Here is a 19,184-nt window from a genome sequence, read left to right as displayed (position 1 = left end):
AAGTACATTGCTACAAAAAAGCGCCTTACGGCAAAAACGTAAGGCGCTTTTCAATGCTTATGATGACGTTTTCATGCTAATCCTGCGACTCTTCGTCGAGCTCCTCATCAAGCTCTTCTGCAGCATCAGCGTGGGAAAGCCGCATACCGTGTTCCGGTAGCAGATGACCGTCCATTTTGGCGCCTTCGGCACTGAACTGCAGCCTGCCTTCCAAAAACCACTGCACTGCAATCGGGTAGATTAGGTGTTCCCGGGAGCGAACCTTCTCTTGCAGTGTTTCAGCCGTGTCGTCCGCGTTGACCAGCAGCTCCGCTTGCAGTACCACTGGGCCACCGTCTAGCTCTTCGGTGACGAAGTGAACGCTACAGCCGTGGCTGGCAACACCGTCTGCCAGGGCGCGGGCGTGAGTGTTGAGCCCTTGGTAGTCTGGCAGCAATGAAGGATGGATATTCAGCATACGGCCCAGGAAGCGCTGCACAAAGCGAGGCGTCAAAATGCGCATAAAGCCCGCCAGTACAATCAGATCCGGCTCGTGACGCTCAATGACTTTGATCAAGGCGCCGTCGTAGGCTTCGCGACTATCATACTCCCTGTGGGGGAGGGCAACCGCTTCAATGCCCGCTTCGTGTGCGCGTTTCAAACCATAGGCGTCAGCAATATTGGAAATCACTGCGACAATCTCACCGCCGCCTAAGCGGTCGTGGGACTGAGCATCAATCAGCGCCTGAAGATTGCTACCGCTGCCAGAGATAAGCACGACAATGCGGCGTGCACCGAGAGGCTCTGGTGTTACGTCTTTAATGGTATCGCTCTGGTAGTCCGTATTGGTCATGCCGAGAGGTTCTCCAAAATAACGGCGTCCCCTTGGCGTTCAACGATCTGCCCTAGACGATAAACGGATTCGCCTTCGGCTTCCAGGTGAGCCATTGCCTGTTTTGCTTGATGCTGCGGCACCACAACGACCATCCCAATACCGCAATTGAGCACGCGGTGCATTTCAGTTTCATTCACGTTTCCATTGGCCTGTAGCCAATCAAACACGGCTGGTCGCTGCCAACTGGCAATATCAATATGCGCAGCGAGGTTGTCCGGCAGTACGCGAGGAATGTTTTCAAGCAAACCGCCACCGGTGATGTGTGATAACGCATGCACGGCAATCTCGCTACCGCGCATCAAGGAGAGCAGTGATTTGACATAGATACGGGTGGGGGCCATCAGCGCATCGCCAAGGGTTTTACCGTCGATGTCGGTCTCTAGCGAAGCGTCACTGACCTCAAGGATTTTACGAATCAATGAGTAGCCGTTGGAGTGTGGCCCGGATGAGGCAAGTCCCAATATGACATCGCCTTCGGCCACTTTGCTGCCATCTAAAATATTTGCTTTTTCAACCACGCCCACGCAAAAGCCCGCTAAATCGTAGTCGCTGCCTTCGTACATGCCCGGCATTTCGGCGGTTTCGCCGCCTACCAGGGCGCAGCCAGCCAATTCGCAACCAGCGCCAATGCCGGTGACAACGTCAGCAGCAATATCCACATCGAGCTTACCCGTGGCATAGTAGTCAAGAAATAGCAGCGGTTCGGCGCCAGCCACGATAAGGTCGTTGACACACATGGCGACCAAATCAATACCAATGGTGTCGTGCTTGCCAAGATCCATTGCCAGGCGCAGCTTGGTGCCGACGCCATCGGTACCTGAGACGAGCACGGGCTGCCGATAGCCCGCGGGGATCTCGCATAGCGCGCCAAAGCCGCCAAGCCCGCCCATGACTTCGGGGCGAGTCGTGCGTTTGGCAACGTGTTTAATGCGGTCAACAAGGGCGTTACCGGCATCGATATCGACGCCTGCATCCTTATAGCTGAGGGAAGGAGTAGCCGAAGAAGAAGAGGTCTCGGTCATGACAGATCCTGTGAAGCAAATAGCGGTGCTGGTAGTGCTGGCGAATTGGCCAGTGCTGGGCTTAACTTTGGCGGATTGTAACACTCAGCGACGCTGGCCGCACCGCCGTCGCGCAGGATGAAAAGCAGACGCGCGACTTTCGTTCATTTGCGGCATAGTAGTGGCGGATGAAAGTTAGTAGTGATAAGTAAAGTGTGTCGTGATCAGTGCCATAGTAACGATAAGTGATATTTAGCGGATTAAATCCACGTTTGAGAGGGAACTATGCGGAATTCTTGGTGGGGCGTCCTATTTTTGGTGGTAATAGGCGGTTTAATTTATTTGTTAGACGCGGCGCTGATGCCTTTTATTGCTGGGATGATTCTCGCTTACTTAGCTGACCCGCTGGCTAACCGTTTCCAGCGCTGGGGCATGAATCGGCCGTTCGCGGTGAGCAGTGTGTTTTTAGTACTGTTGGTCGTCCTCGTGGCGAGCCTGTTGATATTGATCCCGCTGCTTGTTCAGCAGCTTAAACAGCTGGGCGAAGCTATTCCGGGTATCTTCAATTGGGTAGAAAATACGCTTGCTCCTCAGGTACAAGAGTGGACAGGTTATGACTTGACCGCGGAGTTAACCAACGCGCGCGAGACGCTGGTCGAAAACTGGCGCGATGCTGGTGGCTACCTAGCCCAGGCGCTAGGCCAAATTGGCCGCTCCGGTATGGCGTTTGCCTCTTGGATCACCTATGTGGCACTTATTCCTGTGGTGACCTTCTATTTGCTTTTGGACTGGAACCGCCTGCTGACCAATATTGCCAATCTCGTGCCACGCCAGTGGGCGGATGATACCTTCCGGTTGGCGCGTCGCTGTGATGAAGTGTTGTCATCGTTTCTACGCGGCCAGCTGCTGGTAATGCTCTGTTTAGGGATTATTTATGCGGTGGGCTTAACGTTGATGGGGCTCAACTTTGGCCTATTGATCGGCTTTGTGTCCGGACTGGTGAGCATTGTCCCGTTCCTGGGTTTTATTGTCGGCTTGGTGATTGCCCTTGTTGTGGCGCTGTTCCAGTACGCCACCTGGTGGGCGGTGTTAGGCGTTATCCTGGTGTTTAGTATTGGCCAAATGGCCGAGAGTGTGATTCTCCAGCCTAAATTGTTGGGCGATAAGATTGGCCTGCATCCGGTCGCGGTTATCTTCGCCGTGCTGGCGGGGGGGAATCTGTTTGGCCTAACAGGGGTGTTGTTGGCTCTGCCTGTTGCCGCGGTGATTCTAGTGCTGCTAAAAGAAGTAAAAGTTCGCTATCAGCATAGCGAGTTATACGACGAACAAAATACTGATAAACATACGCCAATCATTGAGGCCAGCTCTTCACATAACGATGAGCTGGGCCATCATGATGGACGGGAGTCACCATGAGCCGAGCACCGGCACAGCTTCCCTTGGGAATTGGTCTGCGTGATGACGCGACCTTTGATAATTATTATGTGGCGCGTGCAAATACGCCGCTGGTAGAACACCTTACCCAGCAGCTTACCCCGGAGGGGGAGCAGTTCCTCTATCTGTGGGGCGCGCCAGGGGTAGGGCGTAGCCATCTTTTACAGGCGGCGTGTCATGCGGCGTCCGATGCAGATAAACGAGCACTGTATCTCCCCCTGGATGACTTGGGTCACTTTCCGCCATTAATGCTGGAAGACATCGAGCGCCTGGATCTGGTCGCCATTGATGACCTGGAGTGTGTGATTGGTCGCAAGCGCTGGGAGGAAGCGCTGTTCCATGCTTTTAACCGGCTAAGAGATGCTGGCAAGAAATTAGTGATTGCCGCCAGTGCTTCACCGCGTCAATTAAACGTGGTGCTACCGGACTTGGCTTCGCGCCTGACCTGGGGGGTAACGTTTCATGTTCACCCTTTGGAGGATGACGAAGAGCGTTTGGCAGCGCTAAAGCTGCGCGCCAGTGTGAGAGGGATGCAGCTCCCCGATGATGTTGGGCGCTATATCTTGCATCGTGGCCCCCGCGAGTTAGGTGAGCTGTGTCGCGCGGTGGAGACTCTGGATAAAGCATCGCTCTCAGCCAAGCGCAAGCTTACTATTCCCTTTGTGAAATCCGCCCTCGGTTGGTGAAACGGCTGGTACAGAAATGCTAAAGGCAACGACTAAAACGCCCCTGTCAGCGAGAGCCGACAGGGGCGTTTTATAAAACATGCTTGCTAGCTTACTGTTTCAATAAGCGATTAAGCGGTTTTGTTCAACTTGCTAGCAGCGGTTTGCGCCTGCTTAACGTTGTCTTCGGTAATTTTCTGGCTTTTCTGGATAAAGTCCTGCTGCAGAGATACGACTTTATCGGTATCGCCTTTAACACGCTCAGCCAACTCTTTAGCTACCTTTTGCTGGCCTTCCATGTAGCTACGCAGGCCCTCTGCGTCTTTTACTTCCATCATTTGGCGCATTTGCGCAATGCCGGTGTCGGCATAAGCTTTGCTGGCGTCCATCTGAGCGTTAATCATTTTTTCGCTGTAATCGATGCTCAGCGCCATGTAAGCGCGTACTGGCGCCATGAACATGTTGTCAAACTGCTGAGTCATTTCGTTAGTATTTAATGTACGCATCGTCATACCCTCCTGGGGTTAGTCTTACCAAAAGCAGCTATCCAGAGGTTGGCGCTGCTTATTTAATTGGGTAGCTTTATTTATAAGCTATCTTGCAGTGCAGCATAGCAACTGTTTTTGTGCAGTGCAACATTTGGTTTTTGGCATTTTAAAGTGCACGGGGCAAGAGCCTGTTTACCCCTATGGTCTAACCAGCTAGCTTGAAGGCAGTGGATGTGGCTTTAGCGAGTGAACGATAGGTTGGCTATGCGCTCAGATAAGCATCACCATTAATCTTACTGATGGGAGAAAGAGCAATGGCAACACGGATGGAACGCGATAGCATGGGCGAGTTGGAAGTGCCTTCTGAGGCTCTTTATGGGGCACAAACCCAGCGGGCAATCAATAACTTCCCTGTCTCTCATTCGCCCATGCCCCCGCCCTTTATTCACGCTGTCACGCGTATCAAGCTAGCGGCAGCCCGGGCTAATCAATCGCTAGGAGGGCTTGATAGTGCACGGGGGGAAGCGATTCAAAAAGCGGCGCGGGAAGTGTTAACGGGCAAGCATGACCAGCACTTTCCTATCGATGTGTTTCAAACTGGCTCAGGTACCTCCACCAATATGAATGTCAACGAGGTGTTGGCTACATTGGCAAGCCGTGAAGGCGTTGAGGTAACCCCGAACGATCACGTCAATATGGGGCAGTCCAGCAATGATGTGATTCCCACGGCCATTCACCTGTCGGCTGCCATCGCGGTGCACGAATCGTTGCGCCCAGCCCTTGTCCACCTGCGTGACACTATCGACAAGCGGGCCAGTGAGCTGAGCCATGTGGTAAAAACCGGTCGTACTCATCTCATGGACGCCATGCCGCTGCGTATGGATCAAGAGCTGGGTGCTTGGTCTAGCCAACTAGGTCAGGCCATTGAGCGCTTTGATAGTGCCATGAAACGGCTGTGCCGATTAGCTCAAGGTGGCACGGCCGTGGGGACCGGCATTAACGCTCCTATCGGTTTTGCTGATCAGGTCGCCCAAGAGCTGAGCGAACAGACCGGGTTGATGTTTACCCCTAATGACAGCTTCTTTGCCAGCCTCTCGTCTCAGGATGCGGCGGTAGAGCTCTCGGGGCAGTTGAAAGGCTTAGCCTGCGTGATTATGAAAATAGCCAACGACCTGCGCTGGATGAATTCGGGGCCGCTGGCGGGGCTGGGCGAGATTGAGCTCGAGGCGTTACAGCCCGGTAGCTCAATTATGCCTGGGAAGGTTAATCCTGTTATTCCTGAGTCAGCCGCCCAGGCCGCTGCACAGGTTATTGGTCTGGATACCGCGATTACCGTGGCCGGGCAGAGTGGTAACTTTCAACTGAACGTGATGTTGCCGTTGGTGGCTTCCAACTTATTAACGTCTATAAGCTTGATGAGTAATACCGCTCGATTGCTGGCTGATCGTGCGATTGCCACCTTTAAGGTTCGTGAAGATAACCTGGAAGGCCCGCTGGCCAGAAATCCCATTTTGGTAACGGCGCTAAATGGCGTGATTGGCTATAACGCCGCCGCCGCTGTCGCCAAAGAGGCTTACCAGGCGGGGAGGCCAATTATTGATGTGGCTGAGGAGAAAACTGACCTTGACCGGGAGACGCTAGAGCGGCTGCTGGATCCGGTCGCGTTAACGCACGGAGGCATTCCTGAGTAACACGTTTAAGGTCAGCTATCTTTAGGCCAACCGCGTTCAGGTTTCCTGCTTTTCGGTTTTACCTTCCTGAATCGTTTCGCTGGCCTCACTGCGCTCCTCAGCATCGGCTTCGGGCGTTTCATGCTCATCTTGACGCGAAGGGCGGTAGCAAAAGGTGGCCAGTATCGGAAAGTGGTCGGAGCCGAAGTAACTCAGGCGCTGCATGCCGACTAAGGTGAAGTGTTCGGTCACAAAAATGTGGTCAAGGGGCCAGCGCAACACGGGATATTTGGCGTGGAAGGTGCTGAATAAACCACGTCCCCGGCGTGGGTCGAGCATGCCGCCAACGCGGCAGAAAAGTCGCGTAGTGCGCGACCACGCTACATCGTTCAGATCCCCGGCGACCAACGTTGCTTGGGGATCTTCATGAATTTTCTTGCCGACCAATAGCAGTTCAGCATCCCGCCAAAGGGATTTTTCACTCTCACTGGGGGCCGGTGGACGGGGATGTAACGCGTAAAAGCGAATGCTATCGCCGTTAGCAAGCGTCACTCGGGTGTGAATAGACGGGATGTCGTCCTGAATTAGCCACTCCACCGAGGTGTTAGAGAGCTCCAGGTGCGAGTAAAGGTGCATGCCGTAAAGGTTGTCGAGCGGGATTTTAACGCTGTGCGGCCACTGCTCTGCGAGAGCCGGATCTAACTGATCTTGCCACCACTGGTCTGACTCCAGGGTCAGTACTATGTCGGGCTGATGCTGTTTAATCATATCGATCAGCGCTTGGGCCTGCCGGTTAGGGGTCAGTACGTTAGCGATCAGCAGCGTGATCGTTTTATCTGAATCGTTACTCTTCGCCGCCTTGACCTGCACCGGCCACAGCGGTGTCCAGGGCAGAATATAGTAGACTTGAAACAGTAAAGTGATGCCTGAGGCGAGCAGGGCTACCCATAGCCAAGGGCCAGGCTCAACGAAGATAGCGGCTAATAGCCAAGTGATTAAAGCTAGGCAAGCGATCTGCAGGCGTGGAAATTCAAAACTGCGGATCCACCACCAGTGTAAATGTATCCTTGCAATCAGCGTCGCCAATAACAGTACGATCGCTATGTTTCCTAGCAAAATACCCAGCATGGTTTATCTCCCTATAGAACACCCAGCACCTTGAAGCGCTAAGCCTAGCGCTAGAAGGTCACAGGTGTCGAATTGAGCCTCTATTCGTAATGGGTTTAAGGCTGGCGGGAGAGGGCGTGCAATGGAAAAGAACTTGCAATTCAGTGATAAGAGCGTAAGATATGCATCCGTTGCAAGGCGCGCGGCTATCCAATAGCCTATCTCAGAAAGTGCAATAGAACAGATAGCGCAATAGAACCATAGCTCAGTTGGTTAGAGCGCCACGTTGACATCGTGGAGGTCGGCGGTTCAAATCCGCCTGGTTCTACCAGCCTTATGCCACACCTCTTTTCAGGACCATAGCTCAGTTGGTTAGAGCGCCACGTTGACATCGTGGAGGTCGGCGGTTCAAATCCGCCTGGTCCTACCAGCTTTTATCAGAAACGCCCCAGGCAGTGATGCTTGGGGCGTTTTTGTGTGGGTGTTATATGGCGTTTTTTATTTTGTAGACTATAGCTTTTAACTAGCTCTTTGAATTAGGTCGGGCAGGTCAGTTTGGCGCATAAACGTTGCTACCAGGGCCTCAATGCCTGCTTGGTCTTGTTGTGTGAAGCGCGCCTCCAGCGGGCTATCCAAATCCAGTACGCCCCATAGGTTGCCATCGACTACGATGGGAATCACCAGTTCAGAGCGAGAGTTGGCGTCGCAGGCAATATGGTCGGCAACCGCGTGTACGTCGTCCACTCGCTGGGTAGTTTGTTGGCGAGCAGCCGCGCCGCATACGCCTTTGCTAAAGGGAATCGGGTGGCAGGCGGGCTGCCCCTGAAAAGGGCCTAGACCTAACACATCAGGCTGGCGTTGAAGGTAAAAGCCTACCCAGTTTAAGTCGCTAAGCTGTTGGTGAATAAACGCACAGGTTTGCGCGCTGTTGGTGAGCCAATCACGTGTATCGAGCAGCGCTTCAAGCTGTCGATTGAGAAGAGGGTAGTCAACACTGTTTTGCATGAGGGATCCTTTGCTACAAACGCAACAGGCCGACACTTTTGCATTTGGGGTTACCTATGCGTGTCGGCCTGACGTCATCTATTGATGGCTTGCGGTATTACTCGATCCAGCCAGGAACTGCTGCGCCTTTGAATAGTTCTTCGGCTTTCTCGATCACTTCATCACGCTGATAGGCGTCGACCAGTTGACGAATCTCTTCACGCTCTTCGTCACCGCCGCGAACCGCGATCAGGTTGACGTAAGGAGACTCGGGGCCCTCTTTGATCAAGGCGTCATCCAGGCTTAGGCCAGCAGGCTGAGCGAAGGTGTTGTTGATGAACGCCATGTCGACATCGGGCAGCACGCGGGGGAGCTGGGCGGCTTCAATTTCGCGGAAACGGAAGTCGCGGGGGTTTTCAGCGATATCGATCGGTGTTGATTCGAGAAATTCTGGATCGTTAAGGGTGATCAGGCCTTCGTTGTGCATCAGGATCAGCGCGCGACCTTCATTTGAAGGGTCATTGGGCAGTGCGATTTGTGCGCCGTCAGGCAGGTCGTCGATACTGTCGTATTTTTCTGAGTAAGCACCAATCGGGTATACGAAGGTGTAACCAGCGATTGCCAGGTCATAGCCACGATCGTCGACCATCGACTGCAAATAGGGTTCATGCTGGTAGGCATTGGCATCTAGGCTGCCGTCTGCAAGGGCTGCGTTCGGGGTAACGTAGTCAGTGAACTCGATGATTTCTACATTAAGGTCGTACTCTTCTTTGGCAATGCGCGCCGCAACTTCCATCACTTCTGTTTCAGGGCCCGCAACGGTGCCCATTTTGATGCTGCGCGTTTCAGCATTGGCGACGTTGACGGCAAGCGCCAGGGCGGTAAGGCTGCCAATAATCAGTTTTTGCATGAATCTCTCCAGTGGCATTTTGATAGATGGTGCAATGATGCGGCAATAAAAAACCTTTGTCTAATGCATTTTGGTTATAATGGATGACAAATAAACGAGTGGCTATTTGCGATCGCTTTTGCGTACCAAGTAGTCGCCCAGACTCTGAAAACCCTGCACCATGACGACCAAAATCACCACGGTAATCAGCATGATGGTTGGGTTGAAGCGGTTATAGCCGTAGCGGATACCTAAGTCGCCGAGACCGCCGCCGCCCACTGCGCCGGCCATGGCTGAGTAACTTACCAGTGTGACAACAGTAATGGTTAAGCCCGTCATGATCCCGCCGCGAGCTTCCGGAATCAGTACCTTGCGAATAATTTGCCAAGGCGTTGCGCCCATAGCTTGGGCGGCTTCAATTAATCCTGGCGAGATTTCATTAAGTGCAGCCTCGACAAGCCGAGCGACAAACGGAATAGCGGCAATCGTGAGCGGTACCGACGCGGCATTAATGCCAATCGAGGTGCCCACCAACATGCGCGTAAAAGGAATGATCGCTACCATCAAAATAATAAACGGGATGGAGCGACCAACGTTGGTAATAATGCTCAGTACTTGATTAAGTACGGGCTTCGCCAATATTTGCCGTGGGCGTGTAACGTACAGCATTACCCCAAGGGGCAAGCCGACGAGGGTAGAAATAAGCCCTGAAACGGCCACCATATAAAGGGTATCCAGCGTGGCCTGTAAAATGAGATCAATCATTGCGCTGGACATGGCCGAGTACCTCCACTTGCAGTTGATGAGATTCGAGATAGTGCATGGCTTGCTGGGTTTGCGTCGGAGAGCCGAGTAGTTCCGCAATCATCAGGCCCAGGGTGCGCTCCTGAATCGACTCTACTTTTGCTTGTAAAATGCTGACATCGACCCCGCACTCTCGAGCAAGGCGGGAAATCAGCGGCGTCGAGACTGCATCGCCAGAGAAGGTTAGGCGTACCACGGGGTGGGTGTTTTCGCCTGGGGCATCAAGGAGTCTCTCAATCAGCTCTTTGGGCGGTGTTAGCTGGAGGAAGTCGTTAAGAAACTCACGACCAAGCTGGGTACGCGGAGCGGTAAAGAAGTCGCCGACTTCAGCGTCTTCCACCAGTTCGCCGTCCGAGATCAAACTCACCCGGTGGCAAATCGATTTGACCACTTCCATCTCGTGGGTGATCAGCAGGATGGTAATGCCCAGTTGGTGGTTAATATCGCGCAGCAGTTCCAGTATTGAACTGGTGGTTTGTGGGTCTAGCGCAGAGGTTGCCTCATCACAGAGCAACACCTGCGGCTTGCTGGCTAGCGCCCGGGCGATCGCCACACGCTGTTTTTGACCGCCGGAAAGCTGAGCAGGGTACTGGTTGGCCTTATCTGCCAGGCCTACCATCTCCAGGAGCGGAATAACGCGATCGCGTACGGTGTGGCGTTTTTGCCCCATTAGTTCTAGAGGCAGGGCAACGTTGTCGAACACCGTGCGTGTGGTCAATAGATTAAAGTGTTGAAAAATCATGCCAATACGGTGACGCGCACGATTAAGCGCGGCGTTACTCAGCTGGGTCATTTCCTGACCATCGACCGTGACGCTGCCGCTCGTGGGGCGCTCTAAGAGATTAACGCAGCGAATTAGCGTTGATTTACCTGCGCCGGAGAGGCCGATGACGCCGTGAATAGTGCCTTTGGGCACACTGAGAGTGGCATTTTTGAGTGCATGAACGGCATTTGCGCCGCTGCCCTTGTTGTTACTGAAATAGGTTTTACTGACGTTGCTAAGTTCAATCATAGCGTCTGCCTTAACGGTAGGCCGAAGACGGAGTGCGGGATGCGAGCTGGGGGAGGGCCAGTATCGAATAGAAAATAAAAAAGGCCACCCCAATGGGTGGCCATCAACGCTGGACACACCCGTTTAGCTGCACTTCACTCAATCAGTAGGCTAAATACTAAGCCATAGACTAGGTGGACGCCCGCAATCTGGGTACAAATCGGCGTCATTACATTTGCGGCAAAATTTTAAAGATAGGTCGCTGCCTTGTCAATTTTATCCATCTGATTTTATGTTGTAAGTCGCCAAGTCAGCATTATTTTCTGATTTTTATAAATATTTAAGTTTTTAGTTCTGTGCGTGCGTTTTTAAAGATGTGCAGCTGGATGAAGTTACCTTGAGTTGAAAGCAGCCATAGAAAAGTCAATGGCGTAGAATGGCGGGATCAAGAAACCCTCAAGGCAGAATGCACGCCGGTGAGGGAGCAGTAGGAAGCTTGCGCCATTCATTGAGCGCTTTTGCTACTTGCTCTTTACGACTTATTTGAATTACACGGCTTTTTTATTAGATGAGGAGAAAGCGCCTTATGTTTACTGGCATTGTGCAAGGGGTAGCCAGGGTTGTGGCGGTACGCGAGCTGGATGATTTTCGCGTGCATGTGTTGGAAATGCCCCCCGCGATGCGCGAAGGGCTTGAGGTCGGAGCGTCTGTTGCTCATAACGGCGTTTGCTTGACGGTAACGGCCATAGAGGGGGATAGCGTTAGTTTTGATTTGATGCGTGAAACGCTGCGATTGACTAATCTTGGTGCAATCACCCCTGGGCAATGCGTCAATATAGAGCGCGCGGCGCGCTTTGGTGATGAGATAGGCGGACACTCCATGTCAGGCCACATCATTTCCATGGCAGAAGTGGTGGCCATCGAAGAGGCGCCCAACAACCGTCGGCTATGGTTTTCGCTGCCGGAACGACTAGGCCGATTCGTGTTTGAAAAGGGCTATATCGGGGTGGACGGTATTAGTTTGACCATTGGGGATGTACGCCCCACTGAAAGTGGGGATGTGGAGTTCAGCGTCAATTTAATTCCTGAGACACTGTCGCGTACCACGCTTCAGGATCGAGCCCCCGGGGATCAGGTCAATATTGAAATTGACCCGCAAACCCAGGTGATCGTTGAAACCGTTGAGCGAGTGCTTTCTCAAAAAAGCGGCGTTTAGTAAGTGACGCGGCAATGGCAATAATCAGCTTTTTTGGTTAATGGGTTGACCGATCGGTTAGTTCATGGCCTAAAGATTGCTAGACATTAGGCGGCGGGCGATTTCCGCCAACATTGGTCGCTACGCTGAGGCGCTCGCATCACAGCGAGCGTTTCGGTAGTATGTGCGGCTTTTCTCAGCACCAGAACGCATACTCATGCGGTGTTAGCGCTAAGGATAAAAAGATTCATGAAACTTCTGGATAACTATTTCAAGCTCTCCGAGCACAAAACCAACGTGAAGACAGAAGTTATCGCCGGGATCACCACCTTCCTGACGATGGCCTATATCATCTTTGTCAACCCGAGCATTTTGTCTGAAGCGGGGATGGACTACGGCGCAGTGTTCGTCGCCACTTGCCTAGCGGCAGCGATTGGCTGTTTCGTCATGGGGATGTGGGCTAACTACCCGATAGCTCAGGCGCCAGGCATGGGTTTGAATGCCTTTTTCACCTACGGCGTGGTGCTGGGGATGGGCTATACCTGGGAAGCTGCGCTGGGGGCGGTGTTCTTCTCAGGTCTAACGTTCTTCTTGTTGAGTATTTTTAAAATTCGCGAGTGGATCATTAACTCCATTCCTATGACGTTACGGTTGGGGATCGCCGCTGGTATTGGCCTTTTCCTGGCAATGATAGCGCTTAAGAACGCCGGTATCGTGGTTGCCAACCCCGCGACCTTTGTTTCCTTAGGTGATCTTTCCCAACCCGCGGCTATTTATGCGCTGCTGGGCTTCTTTGTGATTACCGCGCTCTCTTACTTGCGAGTGACTGGTGCCGTCATGATCGGGATTTTGGGGATTACTATTGTTGCAATGGTGCTCGGCCATAATGAGTATGGGGGCCTGATGTCGATGCCACCCTCTATTGCACCTACCTTTATGGCGATGGATTTGATGGGCGCGCTGGATGTGGCGATGCTTAGCGTGATCTTTGCCTTCCTGTTTGTGGATCTATTTGATACCTCCGGCACCCTGGTAGGCGTTGCTCACCGCGGCAAGCTGTTGGACAAGGATGGCAAGTTACCGCGCATTGGTCGCGCCATGATGGCCGACAGCACCGCGTCAATGGCGGGTGCCGCCTTGGGTACTTCCACCACCACAAGCTACATTGAATCGACGGCGGGTATCGCTTCGGGTGGCCGTACTGGGTTAACGGCGGTAGTGGTTGGTGTTCTGTTCCTGATCAGCCTGTTCTTCGCTCCGCTGGCGGGTTCTATTCCGGCCTACGCTACCGCAGGTGCGCTTCTGTATGTGGCGGTATTGATGGCAGGAAGTTTGGCTCACGCGAACTGGGAAGACCCCACCGACGCCGCGCCGGTACTGATTGCCGCCCTGGCGATGCCGCTGACGTTCTCGATTGCCGAAGGTATTGCGCTTGGCTTTATTAGCTATGTAGCGATCAAGGCGTTGTCGGGCCGTTTTGCCGACCTGAATCCGGCGGTGATTATTTTGGCGTTGCTGTTTGCGACAAGATACCTTTTCTTGGTTTGATTGATCATTACCACTTTTTATTACTCAATGAGAGACGCGATGAGCATCTACGGCGACTACATTAAGTCCGTCATTCGCACGGTTCCCGATTGGCCTGAACAGGGCGTGAACTTTCGCGACATCACCCCGTTGCTGCAAAATAGCGCGGCCTTTCGCAAGCTGATCGATAGCTTCGTTCACCGCTATCAGGAAATGAACCTGGATGCCATCGCGGCCATTGATGCGCGTGGCTTTATTATTGGTGCGCCGCTCGCTTATGAGTTGGGTTGCAGCTTTGTACCGGTGCGTAAGAAGGGCAAGCTGCCTTTCAAGACCATCAGCGAGACTTATAAGCTGGAGTACGGACATTCAGAAGTGGAGCTGCACTCCGATGCGTTCCAGAAAGATGACCGTATCCTGCTGATGGATGACCTCATCGCCACCGGCGGCACCATGCTGGCCGCGGCCAACCTCATTCAGCGCAGCGGTGGTCAGGTGGTTGAGACCGCCACCATTATTGATCTGCCTGAGTTGGGCGGATCGCAGAAAATTCGCGATGCTGGTTTCAGTGTATTCGCAGTTTGTTCTTTCAACGAAGACGAGTAATGCCCCATGAGCAGCGATCGCTACCACCAACACTTCACTGTCTCCTGGGATCAGTTGCACCGTGATGTGCGCACCCTATGCCATCAAATGATCGAGCGTGATTTTAAAGGCATCGTAGCGATTACCCGCGGCGGTTTAATTCCCGCCGCGCTGATTGCTCGGGAGCTTAATATCCGGCTGATCGATACCGTGTGTATTAAAAGCTATGACCATATGGATCAGGGCGGTCTGGATATCATGAAGGGCGTCGATCATGACGGTGAAGGTTGGTTGCTGGTCGATGACTTGGTGGATACTGGCAAAACAGCGCGGGCAGTACGTAAAATGCTGCCTAAAGCTCACTTTGTGACTATCTATGCCAAGCCGGATGGTCGTCCCTTGGTGGATCAATACCTGACCGAAGTTGCCCAGCAGTGCTGGATTCAGTTCCCCTGGGATATGGGTGTTGCATACGTTGAGCCGCTTGTTGATCAAATGAAGAGGTAATAATGGCCAATCCACTTCCCGACGATTGGAGTCAGTGGCTGGGTAATGAGTTTCAGGCTGACTATATGCTGGCGCTAAAAGATTTTTTGGCGCAGCAAAAAGCTGCGAAGAAGATCATATATCCCCACTCAACGCAGTGGTTTCGTGCCTTTGAACTGACCCCGTTGAACGAAGTGAAGGTGGTTATTTTAGGCCAGGATCCCTATCACGGGCCCAATCAGGCTCACGGTTTATGCTTTTCCGTGCAGCCCGGCGTACCCGTGCCACCGTCGCTGGTCAATATCTACAAGGAGTTGGCCACTGATGTTGGTTTTACCCCCGTGCGCCACGGCCATCTGGAAGCATGGGCCAAGCAGGGCGTGTTGTTGTTAAACACTTCGCTGACTGTGGAGCAGGGCAATGCGGCATCTCATCGCGGTAAGGGATGGGAGCCCTTCACTGACCGCGCGATTGAAACCGTCAGCCAGCACGCGCCGCCGTGTGTGTTTCTGCTGTGGGGTAGTCATGCGCGCCAGAAGAAGGCGTTAATCGACCAAAGGCGCCATTTAATACTGGAAGCCCCGCACCCATCACCGCTCTCTGCGCATCGGGGCTTTTTTGGTACCCGGCATTTTTCCCAAGCCAATCAATTTCTTCAGGCGCAAGGGCGAGCACCTATCGAATGGCAATTGCCTGAAACCCCTTAACCTCGTAAGTGGTTGCGGGTAGAATACGCGCAATTTTGTGCCTAGCTGATGCAACCTTGGTTGCCATTCTGAATCCCCTGCAGTGAGGAAGTCCCATGAGTGTTTACGCCATTAACCATCCGCTTGTACAACATAAGCTGGGTCTGATGCGCGAAGTTGACCTGAGCACTAAGAGCTTTCGTGAACTGGCAGGTGAAGTCGCCAAGCTGCTGACCTATGAAGCAACTAAAGGTCTTGAGCTGGAAGATCATGAAATCCAGGGATGGAACGGTGAGCCGATTGCAACGCGCCGATTAAAAGGTAAAAAAGTCACTGTCGTACCGATTCTGCGTGCCGGGCTCGGCATGCTGGAAGGCGTAACGGATCTAATCCCGAGTGCGCGGGTAAGCGTTGTAGGTCTTTATCGCGATGAAGAGACGCTACAGCCGGTGCCTTACTTTGCCAAGTTTGCCAACGATATCGAAGAGCGCATGGCGATCGTGATAGATCCCATGCTGGCCACCGGTGGTTCGATGGTCGCAACACTGGATATGCTGCGTGAGCGTGGCTGTGAGCATATGAAGGTGATCGTGCTCGTCGCGGCCCCTGAAGGTATCAAGCGGGTGCAGGACGCTTACCCCGATATTGAAATTTACACCGCCTCAATCGATGACCGCCTCGACGAAAATGGCTACATTGTCCCCGGATTAGGTGACGCTGGCGATAAGATTTTCGGAACGCGCTAAGCATCGTTATTGACATTGCCCCTTACGCTTAGGGCCTGTTGACGTTTCATCGCGAACCGCGTTGCCCCACAAAGCGCACCAGACAAGGCGCAAAACGCAGGGAAGGGTGGTTCCCTTTTCAAGTTTTGCAACGCCGTATGGCGCGCTTTGTGGGGCAACCCGAAGGGCTGGGCCCGTTTTTATCCGCGGCGGCGTTAGTCGTCGTTCATTTGGAACCACCAAACCTCTCTCCTCCTGCCTTGCCGCGAATAAAAACGGGCTCCAGCGCGGCCGCGAGTGAAACGTCAACAGGCCCTGGCGTCAGGGGCATTTTTTTGCACACCTACAATCGAATAATCACTAGGAATTCACTTATGCGTGAAGCTGCCAGTCAGGCTGAGTCGTGGCCAAAAGTCATTTTAACCGGCGCACAAATGCTATTTGTGGCGTTTGGCGCCTTGGTGTTAGTACCGCTTTTGACAGGACTCGACCCAAGCGTTGCGCTGTTCACGGCTGGGGTGGGAACCTTGGTATTTCATGGGGTCACCAAGCAGAGTGTGCCGGTGTTTTTAGCCTCATCGTTTGCCTTTATAGCGCCTATTCAAGGCTCTGTGGCGAGCTTTGGCGTTTCGGCAACCATGGGCGGGCTAATGGCAGCGGGGCTGGTCTATGTGGCGATCTCTCAGGTTGTGCGCTTAAAAGGCACCGCTTGGCTGCATCGCTTGCTGCCCGCTGTGGTGGTGGGCCCGGTGATTATGGTGATTGGCCTGGCGCTGGCGCCGGTGGCAGTAAGCATGGCGACCGGTGAAACCAGCGACAATATCGGCTATGGCGCGGCGATTTTCTTATCAATGACCAGCTTGCTAGTCACGCTTGTGTTGGCCGTTTTTGGTCGCGGGCTACTTCGCCTAGTGCCGATTATGGGGGGCATTATCACCGGCTATTTTTTAGCGTTGCTGATGGGGGTAGTCGACTTTACGCCAGTGCATGAGGCGGCGTGGTTATCGATTCCCAGCTTTACCGCACCCAGTTTTCACTGGGCTGCCATTCTGTTTATGATTCCGGTCGCGATTGCCCCAGCGGTAGAACACATTGGTGATATGGTGGCCATTGGTTCGGTGACCCGCAAAAACTACCTGGAAAAGCCTGGCCTGCATCGAACTCTGTTAGGCGATGGGCTGGCGACCAGCGTAGCAGCGCTGTTCGGCGGGCCGCCGAATACTACTTACTCGGAAGTCACCGGAGCGGTAACGCTTACTCGGGCATTTAATCCCAAGTACATGATTGTTGCCGCGATTATTGCCATTGTGCTGGCGTTTGTGTCCAAGCTTGGCGCGTTGCTGCAGACCATTCCTGGCCCGGTAATGGGCGGTATAATGACGCTGTTGTTTGGCTCCATTGCGGTGGTCGGTATGAACACACTGGTACGTGCAGGACAGTCGCTGACGGCGCCGCGCAACTTGGTCGTGGTTTCGCTGATACTGGTGTTCGGGATTGGCGGCATGCAGTTTGGTGGAGGCCAGTTTACGCTGCAGGGCGTTAGCCTGGCCGCTTTGGTGGGTATTGCGTTGAACTGGCTATTACCCCGTGAGCAAGAGGGCGAGTAGAGTCATCCTCTATAACGCTGTGTGAATCGTTAGAATGGTAGCGTGAGTGATCATCAGGAGTTTAGGCAGCATGGAAAACGAACTAACCGCACCTTTTCCCATACTGGGGATTGCTGCCTGGAGCGGTACCGGAAAAACGACGCTGCTAGAAAAGCTGCTGCCACGATTAAGGGAGTATGGCTTGAGCGTCGCTGTCATCAAGCATGCTCACCACTCGTTTGATGTCGACCAGCCCGGCAAGGATAGCTATAAGCTGCGTAGCGCAGGTGCCGCCCCGATACTGGTGGCTTCCCGTCAGCGCTTTGCGCTGATGCAGGAAACCCCTGACCAGGAAGAGCCTGATTTAGCCCAGCTAATTGCCATGATGGTGCCGCACAAACCTGACCTGGTGATTGTCGAAGGCTTCAAGGCTTGGCCGATTCCCAAGCTGGTGCTATACCGCGAAGGGATTGGCGATGTGGATATTTTAACCGGCCGATGGGTTGAGGCAGTCGCTCTCAGTGCGCCACCGCCTATCGACCTGGCGGCTTCGGTGGCTCAGTTAGATCTAGACGATAGCGAAGCGGTTGCACAATGGGTAGTGACCTGGTTAAGCGCTAAAAACGATACGATGTCTTCAAAAAATACGTCTTCAAAACATATGTCTTCAAAACAGCAATGGTGACAACATGCATCTGACCCACCTTAATACCCGTGGCGAAGCCAATATGGTGGACGTCGGCGATAAGCTGGAAACCCGCCGCGAAGCAGTCGCCTCCGGGCGCATTATAATGCAGCCTGAAACGCTGAAATTACTTAGCGAGGGTGAACTGCCCAAGGGCGATGTGTTGGCCACCGCGCGTATCGCTGGTATCCAGGCGGCCAAACGTACTCATGAGCTGATTCCTCTCTGTCACTCACTGGCGCTCTCCAAGGTTTCTGTTGAGTTCGATATTGATGTGGCCGAATCCTGCGTTCATGTGACCTCGCTGTGTCGCTTGAATGGACGCACCGGGGTCGAAATGGAAGCCCTTACCGCTGTCTCGGTAGCCTGTTTGACGCTTTACGATATGTGCAAAGCGGTCGATAAAGGTATGCGTATCGAGGCTATACAACTCGAGAGCAAGCAAGGTGGTCAGCGTGGCGACTACCAACGTATGAGCACCCAGGCGCCGATTGTTACCGGTGACGGCGTAGCCGGAGAAGTCAGCTTGGGGGAGCGCTGCCCTTCACCCTGTGTGCGGGTTAAGTTTTTAGCCGAACTGCGCGAGCGGGTAGGCGAAAGTGAGACCGTCGTGAGCCTCGATCAACTGGCTAGCCGCGACATTAGTGGATTAAAAGCCGCGCTGGCCGAGCAGGATAGTCGCTTTAAACAACTCACCGACCGGCGTACGCTGTGTGCGATTAATCAGGTCATGGCCAATGACGAGGCGTTAGTGACCGATGATGACGAAGTGGCGTTTTTCCCGCCAGTAACAGGGGGGTGA

Annotated in this window: 21 protein-coding genes and 2 tRNA genes; 15 read left to right on the top strand and 8 right to left on the bottom strand. The window is 53.4% G+C overall.

The window, feature by feature from the left end; translation table 11 throughout:
- Window positions 1-76 precede the first annotated feature (76 nt).
- Both purN and purM read right to left on the bottom strand, forming a co-directional pair.
- Window positions 77-832, bottom strand: coding sequence for a phosphoribosylglycinamide formyltransferase (gene purN, locus YERSI8AC_RS13090; RefSeq protein ID WP_009286943.1), 756 nt, complete (start codon window positions 830-832; stop codon window positions 77-79).
- Window positions 829-1,896, bottom strand: coding sequence for a phosphoribosylformylglycinamidine cyclo-ligase (gene purM / locus YERSI8AC_RS13085; RefSeq protein ID WP_022523235.1), 1,068 nt, complete (start codon window positions 1,894-1,896; stop codon window positions 829-831). The genes purN and purM overlap by 4 nt, the downstream gene beginning before the upstream one ends.
- On the opposite strand from purM, the gene YERSI8AC_RS13080 reads away from it, so the two are divergent.
- From YERSI8AC_RS13080 to hda, 3 genes are all read left to right on the top strand, one after another.
- Entirely contained in the window at window positions 1,895-2,017 is a 123-nt protein-coding gene (locus tag YERSI8AC_RS13080; protein ID WP_255200381.1) for a hypothetical protein, read from the top strand. The two genes, purM and YERSI8AC_RS13080, sit on opposite strands and share 2 nt — an antisense overlap.
- A 143-nt stretch (window positions 2,018-2,160) precedes the next feature.
- Window positions 2,161-3,291 (top strand): AI-2E family transporter, encoded by a 1,131-nt coding sequence (locus YERSI8AC_RS13075; protein WP_159176857.1) that lies wholly within the window; start codon window positions 2,161-2,163, stop codon window positions 3,289-3,291.
- Window positions 3,288-3,995 (top strand): DnaA regulatory inactivator Hda, encoded by a 708-nt coding sequence (gene hda / locus YERSI8AC_RS13070; protein WP_009286940.1) that lies wholly within the window; start codon window positions 3,288-3,290, stop codon window positions 3,993-3,995. Before YERSI8AC_RS13075 ends, hda begins: the two co-directional genes overlap by 4 nt.
- A gap of 110 nt (window positions 3,996-4,105) precedes the next feature.
- Here hda and YERSI8AC_RS13065 read toward each other — a convergent pair whose 3' ends face one another.
- Complete coding sequence (locus tag YERSI8AC_RS13065) at window positions 4,106-4,480, bottom strand: phasin family protein (RefSeq protein WP_039859040.1); 375 nt, start codon at window positions 4,478-4,480, stop codon at window positions 4,106-4,108.
- Window positions 4,481-4,776: 296 nt separating this feature from the next.
- Here YERSI8AC_RS13065 and YERSI8AC_RS13060 point away from each other — a divergent pair, with 296 nt between their 5' ends.
- Entirely contained in the window at window positions 4,777-6,153 is a 1,377-nt protein-coding gene (locus YERSI8AC_RS13060) for a class II fumarate hydratase (protein ID WP_159176856.1), read from the top strand.
- Window positions 6,154-6,189: 36 nt separating this feature from the next.
- On the opposite strand, the gene YERSI8AC_RS13055 is transcribed toward YERSI8AC_RS13060, so the two are convergent.
- The gene (locus YERSI8AC_RS13055) at window positions 6,190-7,260 is read right to left on the bottom strand and encodes an endonuclease/exonuclease/phosphatase family protein (RefSeq protein ID WP_159176855.1); all 1,071 of its coding nucleotides are present in this window, start codon (window positions 7,258-7,260) and stop codon (window positions 6,190-6,192) included.
- 233 nt (window positions 7,261-7,493) lie between these two features.
- On the opposite strand from YERSI8AC_RS13055, the gene YERSI8AC_RS13050 reads away from it, so the two are divergent.
- A tRNA-Val gene (locus YERSI8AC_RS13050) sits at window positions 7,494-7,570 on the top strand.
- A 22-nt stretch (window positions 7,571-7,592) separates the two neighbouring features.
- A tRNA-Val gene (locus tag YERSI8AC_RS13045) sits at window positions 7,593-7,669 on the top strand.
- 89 nt (window positions 7,670-7,758) lie between these two features.
- On the opposite strand, the gene YERSI8AC_RS13040 is transcribed toward YERSI8AC_RS13045, so the two are convergent.
- The 4 genes from YERSI8AC_RS13040 to YERSI8AC_RS13025 form a co-directional block, all read right to left on the bottom strand.
- A complete protein-coding gene (locus YERSI8AC_RS13040; protein ID WP_138801492.1) occupies window positions 7,759-8,244 on the bottom strand; it encodes a GAF domain-containing protein in 486 nt (161 codons plus the stop codon).
- Between the two features lie 97 nt (window positions 8,245-8,341).
- Window positions 8,342-9,133 carry a MetQ/NlpA family ABC transporter substrate-binding protein gene (locus tag YERSI8AC_RS13035; RefSeq protein WP_138801491.1) on the bottom strand — a complete coding sequence of 264 codons (792 nt, stop codon included), beginning with the start codon at window positions 9,131-9,133 and terminating at the stop codon, window positions 8,342-8,344.
- 102 nt (window positions 9,134-9,235) lie between these two features.
- Window positions 9,236-9,889, bottom strand: coding sequence for a methionine ABC transporter permease (locus tag YERSI8AC_RS13030; RefSeq protein ID WP_022523240.1), 654 nt, complete (start codon window positions 9,887-9,889; stop codon window positions 9,236-9,238).
- Window positions 9,870-10,928 carry a methionine ABC transporter ATP-binding protein gene (locus tag YERSI8AC_RS13025; protein WP_022523241.1) on the bottom strand — a complete coding sequence of 353 codons (1,059 nt, stop codon included), beginning with the start codon at window positions 10,926-10,928 and terminating at the stop codon, window positions 9,870-9,872. The genes YERSI8AC_RS13030 and YERSI8AC_RS13025 overlap by 20 nt, the downstream gene beginning before the upstream one ends.
- 565 nt (window positions 10,929-11,493) lie before the next feature.
- Between YERSI8AC_RS13025 and YERSI8AC_RS13020 the strand changes: the two genes are divergently transcribed.
- From YERSI8AC_RS13020 to moaC, 9 genes are all read left to right on the top strand, one after another.
- Window positions 11,494-12,123 carry a riboflavin synthase gene (locus tag YERSI8AC_RS13020; protein ID WP_022523243.1) on the top strand — a complete coding sequence of 210 codons (630 nt, stop codon included), beginning with the start codon at window positions 11,494-11,496 and terminating at the stop codon, window positions 12,121-12,123.
- Between the two features lie 228 nt (window positions 12,124-12,351).
- Window positions 12,352-13,650, top strand: a complete 1,299-nt coding sequence (locus tag YERSI8AC_RS13015) for an NCS2 family permease (RefSeq protein WP_009286934.1) — start codon at window positions 12,352-12,354, stop codon at window positions 13,648-13,650.
- A 39-nt stretch (window positions 13,651-13,689) separates the two neighbouring features.
- Window positions 13,690-14,235 (top strand): adenine phosphoribosyltransferase, encoded by a 546-nt coding sequence (locus tag YERSI8AC_RS13010; RefSeq protein WP_022523244.1) that lies wholly within the window; start codon window positions 13,690-13,692, stop codon window positions 14,233-14,235.
- A gap of 6 nt (window positions 14,236-14,241) precedes the next feature.
- Entirely contained in the window at window positions 14,242-14,721 is a 480-nt protein-coding gene (gpt, locus tag YERSI8AC_RS13005; protein ID WP_009286932.1) for a xanthine phosphoribosyltransferase, read from the top strand.
- Window positions 14,722-14,723: 2 nt separating this feature from the next.
- Window positions 14,724-15,407 (top strand): uracil-DNA glycosylase, encoded by a 684-nt coding sequence (gene ung, locus YERSI8AC_RS13000; RefSeq protein WP_009286931.1) that lies wholly within the window; start codon window positions 14,724-14,726, stop codon window positions 15,405-15,407.
- A 95-nt stretch (window positions 15,408-15,502) separates the two neighbouring features.
- Complete coding sequence (gene upp, locus YERSI8AC_RS12995; protein WP_009286930.1) at window positions 15,503-16,132, top strand: uracil phosphoribosyltransferase; 630 nt, start codon at window positions 15,503-15,505, stop codon at window positions 16,130-16,132.
- Between the two features lie 353 nt (window positions 16,133-16,485).
- A complete protein-coding gene (locus tag YERSI8AC_RS12990; protein WP_138801490.1) occupies window positions 16,486-17,718 on the top strand; it encodes a uracil-xanthine permease family protein in 1,233 nt (410 codons plus the stop codon).
- Window positions 17,719-17,788: 70 nt separating this feature from the next.
- On the top strand, window positions 17,789-18,382 hold the full coding sequence (gene mobB, locus YERSI8AC_RS12985) for a molybdopterin-guanine dinucleotide biosynthesis protein B (RefSeq protein ID WP_138801489.1): 594 nt from the start codon (window positions 17,789-17,791) through the stop codon (window positions 18,380-18,382).
- A gap of 4 nt (window positions 18,383-18,386) precedes the next feature.
- A complete protein-coding gene (moaC, locus tag YERSI8AC_RS12980) occupies window positions 18,387-19,184 on the top strand; it encodes a cyclic pyranopterin monophosphate synthase MoaC (protein ID WP_159176854.1) in 798 nt (265 codons plus the stop codon).

Origin of the sequence: Halomonas sp. 113 (assembly GCF_904067645.1) — a bacterium.
Taxonomy (GTDB): domain Bacteria; phylum Pseudomonadota; class Gammaproteobacteria; order Pseudomonadales; family Halomonadaceae; genus Vreelandella; species Vreelandella titanicae.
This window is presented reverse-complemented; position numbering and strand designations above follow the sequence as displayed.